Raw genomic sequence first — 799 nt, 5'->3', positions numbered from 1 at the left:
ACTACTTCCGCAAGACATGTTTGAGATATTTTATTAAAAGTGCGGGTGAAGGGAGTCGAACCCCCACGCCAAAGGCGCTAGATCCTAAGTCTAGTGCGTCTGCCAATTCCGCCACACCCGCATATTTTATTAAAAATGGTGAGCCATGAAGGATTCGAACCTTCGACCCTCTGATTAAAAGTCAGATGCTCTACCAACTGAGCTAATGGCTCTTAATGGCTGGGCTAGCTGGATTCGAACCAGCGCATGACGGAGTCAAAGTCCGTTGCCTTACCGCTTGGCTATAGCCCATTAATTAAGAATGGTGGAGGGGGGCAGATTCGAACTGCCGAACCCGAAGGAGCGGATTTACAGTCCGCCGCGTTTAGCCACTTCGCTAAGCTCGGACATAAATGGTGGAGGATGACGGGATCGAACCGCCGACCCCCTGCTTGTAAGGCAGGTGCTCTCCCAGCTGAGCTAATCCTCCATTTGCCTGGCAACGTCCTACTCTCACAGGGACAAGGTCCCAACTACCATCGGCGCTAGAGAGCTTAACTTCCGTGTTCGGTATGGGAACGGGTGTGACCTCTCTGCCATCATTACCAGACTATATTCATTTAAGACAAGAATCATTTTAACTCATTTACTTCTATAAGTCAACAAGTTTTTTATATTCTTTCAAAACTAGATAACATTGCTACATATTATATGGTTAAGTCCTCGATCTATTAGTATTCGTCAGCTCCACATGTCACCATGCTTCCACCTCGAACCTATCAACCTGATCATCTTTCAGGGATCTTACTAGCTTACGCTA

Annotated in this window: 4 tRNA genes and 2 rRNA genes; all 6 read right to left on the bottom strand. The window is 46.9% G+C overall.

The features are described 5' to 3' along the window. Positions 1 to 40: 40 nt before the first annotated feature. Positions 41 to 121: transfer RNA gene (locus DN400_RS19675), tRNA-Leu, on the bottom strand. Positions 122 to 136: 15 nt separating this feature from the next. Then, a tRNA-Lys gene (locus DN400_RS19670) sits at positions 137 to 212 on the bottom strand. 4 nt (positions 213 to 216) lie between these two features. Then, positions 217 to 291: transfer RNA gene (locus tag DN400_RS19665), tRNA-Gln, on the bottom strand. A 102-nt stretch (positions 292 to 393) separates the two neighbouring features. Further along, positions 394 to 469, bottom strand: a tRNA-Val gene (locus DN400_RS19660). A gap of 4 nt (positions 470 to 473) precedes the next feature. Continuing rightward, positions 474 to 589: ribosomal RNA gene (gene rrf / locus DN400_RS19655) — 5S ribosomal RNA — on the bottom strand. A gap of 101 nt (positions 590 to 690) precedes the next feature. Beyond that, positions 691 to 799 (bottom strand): 23S ribosomal RNA (locus DN400_RS19650); the annotation flags it as partial.

Origin of the sequence: Bacillus sp. AR8-1 (assembly GCF_008042345.1) — a bacterium.
Classification (GTDB): Bacteria; Bacillota; Bacilli; order Bacillales; family Bacillaceae_G; genus Bacillus_A; species Bacillus_A cereus.
The sequence above is the reverse complement of the archived record's forward strand: the minus strand, read 5'-3'. Positions and strand labels throughout refer to the sequence as shown.